Origin of the sequence: Microcoleus sp. F10-B2 (assembly GCF_036704965.1) — a bacterium.
Taxonomy (GTDB): domain Bacteria; phylum Cyanobacteriota; class Cyanobacteriia; order Cyanobacteriales; family Microcoleaceae; genus Microcoleus.
Window position 1 is genome coordinate 1 of the sequence record NZ_JAUBTB010000182.1, and the last position, 4,889, is coordinate 4,889.

A 4,889-nucleotide genomic window follows, 5' to 3' on the forward strand; every position below is an offset into this window, starting at 1 on the left:
CAATCATTTGAGGTTTTGGCAATTCTGAATTTCTTTGAAATGAAATCTGCTTGAATATCTGCGGAATGTGGGTTAAAATGCAGTACGCCATCTTCGTCAAACTTCTGATTTTGTTTTTCAATTTGGCATTCCAAATAATCGCTCATTTGCTTGATAAAAATTTCACTAAAATCCTGACAAGCTTCGCAGGATTCGCGGTATGCTTGCCGGGATGCGGCATAAGCTTTGCAAAGTTCCTCAAATTTCGACATAGAAATTACCAGTGTTAACTGCCCAAAATATCAAATATTAGCTCGCAGGCGCAAGATTTTTAATAGCGTGTTGAATTGATCGGGTAAAGGTGCGATCGCCTCTATTAATTCTCCTGTTACGGGATGCTGCAATGTCAGCCGCCATGCGTGGAGGGCTTGTCCTGTTAAATTGACGCCGATAGAACGGTTGGAACTGTACATCGGGTCGCCGACAATGGGATGTTTTATTTCGGCTGTATGCACGCGAATTTGATGGGTGCGGCCGGTTTCTAATTGATAGTGGATTAAGCAATAGTTGCCAATTCTTTCTTTGATTGTCCAGTGAGTAACTGCGGGGCGACCGCCTTTTTCTACTGGCACTACTGCCATTTTTTTGCGGTCTGTGGGATGCCGCCCGATGGGTAGGTCTATGGTGCCTGTTTCCGTGCTGGGAGTGCCGTAAACTAAGCCTAAATACTCCCGGCGGGCGGTTTTGCTTTTGAGTTGGGCTTGCAGGTGTTGGTGGGCAATGTCGGTTTTGGCGATCGCGATCGCACCCGTTGTATCTTTGTCTAATCTGTGTACGATTCCCGGCCGCTGAACTCCGCCTATTTCTGCTAGAGGACAGTGGGCTAAGAGGGCGTTGACTAATGTACCGTCTGCGTGGCCGGCGGCTGGGTGGACGACTAATCCGGCTGGTTTGTTGATGATAATTAGGCTGTCGTCTTCGTAGAGAATGTCGAGGGGAATTGCTTCGGGCTGCAACTTTGCGGGCTGGGCTTCCGGTAAAGTGAGGTGGATACGGTCGCCCGTTTTTACTGATATTTTTTTCGAGGTGCAGGTTTCGTCGTTGACTTTGACATTGCCTTGTGATATGAGGGTTTGGATTCGCGATCTGGATAAGTCCGGTATCTGGTTTGACAGCCAAATATCTAATCGCTGATTGACATTACTGCGATCTAATTCCTCTGTATTTTCTACTGTGTAAATCTGTGCCGCAGTGTCTGTTTCTATCATTTACTTTTTACTATTTTTTGCCAAGTGTGTAAAGCAAATATCTTAATCATAACATCTGTGAGTTAGTTCGCGATCGCACGGGTAGCGAGAAACCGAGTTTTTTCACAGCAATACTTCGTTTTTGCCCGCAGACTGGATAAAAAACCCGGTTTCTTTGGTCGGAGTGGTTAAGTCGTTTGAGTATACTTGTCAATTCTATCGACAATTGTCACAGTGGCCGCACCGCATTGATGTAGCTTCCTTGGTAAAGCCAAAAGCTTCCAGCAAAAATTGCCACCTACACTCGCGATGTTTGATATATTTTGCCATTTCTTCCGCTGCGGTAAAATTTGATTTTTCGCCTTTTTGCTGTGCGGATTTGTCGATCGCATAATTAAAAGGATCTTGCCATGTTAATTGTCCGCTGCTGTGGAGAATCGAAAGGGCGATCGCGCTTTCGGGAAATTCGCGGGAAACTGCTTCTATATCGCCTTTAACTGGCAGTTTTTTTGCTAATTGCTGAGCTTCTCGGTATTGCGATCGCAATTTATCTTGAAAAAATTGTGCTCTTTGTTTATCTTCGGGATAAAGCAAACCCGTCGGTTCGCTAATCAATGTCAAGGCGATCGCCGATTTGCCGTCGCGTCCGCCTCTACCAATTTCCTGAATGTATTCTGATAATAGCAAAGGTGCTTGAAAGTGAACAACCCACCGAACATCTGGCTTATTAATTCCCATACCGAATGCTGAGGTACAAGTCACAAATTTCAGCTCATTGTTCAGCCAAGCTTTTTCTATTTTTCGTCGTGATTCTGGACTTAAACCTGCATGATATGCTGCTGTTTCATAACCTGCTTCTTTCAACAAATCAGCCAAGTTTTCGCTATCTTTTCGAGTGCGGACATAGACTAAACCTGCTTGTTTTGGTCGAGCTTTAATAAAATTTAATAACTGCTGTTTGCGTCCTCTGGGCGTCCAGACTGTTTGCACTTGCAGGTGCAGGTTAGAACGGTAGGGACTTAGCAGAAATGCTTCTGGCTTATGCAGTTGCAACACATTTTTGATTGTCTGCTGTGCTTCACGGTTGGCGGTAGCGGTGAAAGCGGCGATCGCAATTTTACTGTTTGCTGGTTTAGCTTTCAACAAAGCAGGTCGCACTGTTCCCAAACGCCGGTAAGCTGGTCGGAATGTATCGCCCCACTGCACTAAACAGTGAGCTTCATCTAATATTAAACCGTTGATTTGGATGTGCGGCTGAGTGATAATTTCCCAAACAGGTTTGCTGAGTAATGTTTCTGGAGACAGGTACAGCAATCTTAATTTGTTTTGTTGCAGCGATTGCATAGTTTGTCGGCGCTGCTGTGTTGGCAATTGACTGTGGAGGAGGGAAGCGGGCAGATTGCGATCGCGCAATTCTTGCACTTGATTTTCCATCAGTGCGACTAGCGGCGAAACCACTAAAGTTAAGCCTGTTTGCAACAAAGCTGGCAGTTGAAAGCAGATTGATTTGCCGCCACCTGTCGGCATAATTATCAGCGTGTCTTTTCCTGCTAGCAAACTGCTAACTATTTCTCCTTGCGGTGGTCGAAAATCTTCGTATCCCCAGATTTTTTGGAAGGCGGCGCGGGCTTGATTTAATGAGGTTAGTTCTGGTTGGTATTTCATTTGATTTATGCCCAAATTAGAAGTAATGTGAGCAGTGCGTGCCCTACATAATTAAATTTTGTGTAAGTTCTGATGTACCAATAAGCCGGGTGACTGGTTTCATGGTATGCAAGTATCGAGCAGAATAAGTGTTAATTTAATAACAGTTAATAATTTTACTTTTTGAATTATGAACGCCAGCACGTTAAGCGAAGTTTTCAGCTATCGGCAAAAGACTTGCGATCTTTTCGATAGCGCAGGTCTCGCAAAAGCAGTGCATGAAGATGGTTTTGCGCTGATTCCTGGTGTACTCAGTCCGTCGGAAGTGGTGCAAACCAAGGAAGCACTCGATCGCCTGCAACCCTTCGGACTCGATGGCAGCCGTTGGAGTGAATTAAACAAACATTTTAAGTGCGTGTTTAATCGCGATCGGCTGTGGCTTTCCTATGCCGATCGACCGGGTATCATTGAATTAGCCGAAGCATTAATGGGCAGCGATTGCCATATTATTGGCATGACTGCGTGGAAAAGTGAGCCCGGTTATGACGGTTGGCGGATTCATGCCGATCGCGTATTTGTACCTTTGCCCGAAAGCGTGTTTGCCGACCGCACTTTTCAACTCCCGGTATTGATTTGCACGGCCCATTTTTATTTCAGCGATGTCACGGAAGACCTCTGTCCTACCTATATTATTCCCGGCAGTCATAAGTCTGGTCGCAAACCAGATCGCGGGGAAGAAACTTGGAACGGACACTCCGCAGAACCAGTATTGTGTCAACCAGGAGATGTGCTATTTTTTCGCAGTGAAATTTGGCATTCCGGCGGCAGAAATACGACAACCGATCGCACTCGTTATATGCTGCAAGTGCATTATTCCCACCGCGACATTGCACAGAAATTTTCGCCTTGGCCGTGGCAGTTCAATCCCGAAATTCTGGCTACTGCTACTGAACGGCAACTGCGACTTTTAGGCAAACATCCTGAGTCAGGTTACGGTTAAAATACATTGCTAATTTTGTTTGAGGCGCGATCGATAAATAAACGGGAAATGTCATATTTATTCGAGAGTTGGAGTTTTGGATTTGAGATGACTAGCAATTCTAGAGGCCGGCAAATCTCCGAATATCTTGAGCAATCCCAAATCCCAAATCTAAAATCGCTTAAGATTGACCGTCTCGGCGGCCGAGCTCGTACACGCCGCCGCCAATACAGGCGATCGTACCCATAGATACCGCCCAACCAGTACCCAGAGACAATTCGACGCCCCAATTGCACAATCCGCCCGCAATCAAAAAGGGCAGAATGCTTAACAGCGAAGCGTAAAAGGCATTTTGGGCTTCTCTGGCTTGGCGGGTTCTTTCAAACTCGGCTTCCGAGGTGTAGAGGGATCTTTCCGCAAAATTCATCCAGCGGTTGAGTTGCAGAATTACCCATTCAGTGAGGGGCGACAGGCCCCAGTACAGGGCTAAAGACCACAAGGAGGCACCCGCGATCGCAGTTGCATCTATGGCAAAACTAAAGGGAAAAATTTCAGTAAGCATTGCTTGATGTGGAATAAATTTACATAATTACGTTATTTTAAGCCCCTCATCCCTCTTTTTCTAGACACTTTCTAGCGGAACAAGGTATTTACATCATTTCAGGTGTTGAGCTAGTTTACTTTGGCGATCGGCAAATTCTAGAAATTTTCTAGGGACACCACACCGTATACGCCCTCGACCCTAGGGGACGCAGATTCTCATTCCGTTACATAAGACTTACCCAAAGCTACCCAATTTTGTACAAAATTGGACTTGAGAGCTTACTTCCAGTTTCATTCTGGCAGTATCGGCACTCACCAGTCCGCAGGCCAACCCCGTCTAACTGACAGTTTTTGACAAAATTAAAGTCAGTGAAGGAGTCGCCTCCTCCACTGATCTCCAAAACGGAACGTGATAGTTTCGGGAGCATCTCAAATATGCAATGAGTATAAATACTGTTTAGCTCATAGCTAGATTTAGATAAGCACAGCGATGTTTC

General features: G+C 45.5%; 4 protein-coding genes and 1 pseudogene. 1 reads left to right on the forward strand and 4 read right to left on the reverse strand.

Annotated features, from left to right (window positions below; translation table 11 throughout):
• The 3 genes and pseudogenes from QUA99_RS32170 to QUA99_RS32180 form a co-directional block, all read right to left on the reverse strand.
• Positions 1 to 251 (reverse strand): annotated as a pseudogene (locus QUA99_RS32170) (hypothetical protein); the annotation flags it as partial.
• Between the two features lie 30 nt (positions 252 to 281).
• On the reverse strand, positions 282 to 1,247 hold the full coding sequence (locus tag QUA99_RS32175; RefSeq protein WP_333245478.1) for an RluA family pseudouridine synthase: 966 nt from the start codon (positions 1,245 to 1,247) through the stop codon (positions 282 to 284).
• Positions 1,248 to 1,442: 195 nt separating this feature from the next.
• On the reverse strand, positions 1,443 to 2,891 hold the full coding sequence (locus tag QUA99_RS32180) for a RecQ family ATP-dependent DNA helicase (RefSeq protein ID WP_333245475.1): 1,449 nt from the start codon (positions 2,889 to 2,891) through the stop codon (positions 1,443 to 1,445).
• 169 nt (positions 2,892 to 3,060) lie between these two features.
• Here QUA99_RS32180 and QUA99_RS32185 point away from each other — a divergent pair, with 169 nt between their 5' ends.
• The gene (locus tag QUA99_RS32185) at positions 3,061 to 3,870 is read left to right on the forward strand and encodes a phytanoyl-CoA dioxygenase family protein (protein ID WP_333245473.1); all 810 of its coding nucleotides are present in this window, start codon (positions 3,061 to 3,063) and stop codon (positions 3,868 to 3,870) included.
• Positions 3,871 to 4,030: 160 nt separating this feature from the next.
• Here QUA99_RS32185 and QUA99_RS32190 read toward each other — a convergent pair whose 3' ends face one another.
• On the reverse strand, positions 4,031 to 4,411 hold the full coding sequence (locus tag QUA99_RS32190) for a hypothetical protein (protein WP_333245471.1): 381 nt from the start codon (positions 4,409 to 4,411) through the stop codon (positions 4,031 to 4,033).
• Between the last annotated feature and the right edge of the window lie 478 nt (positions 4,412 to 4,889).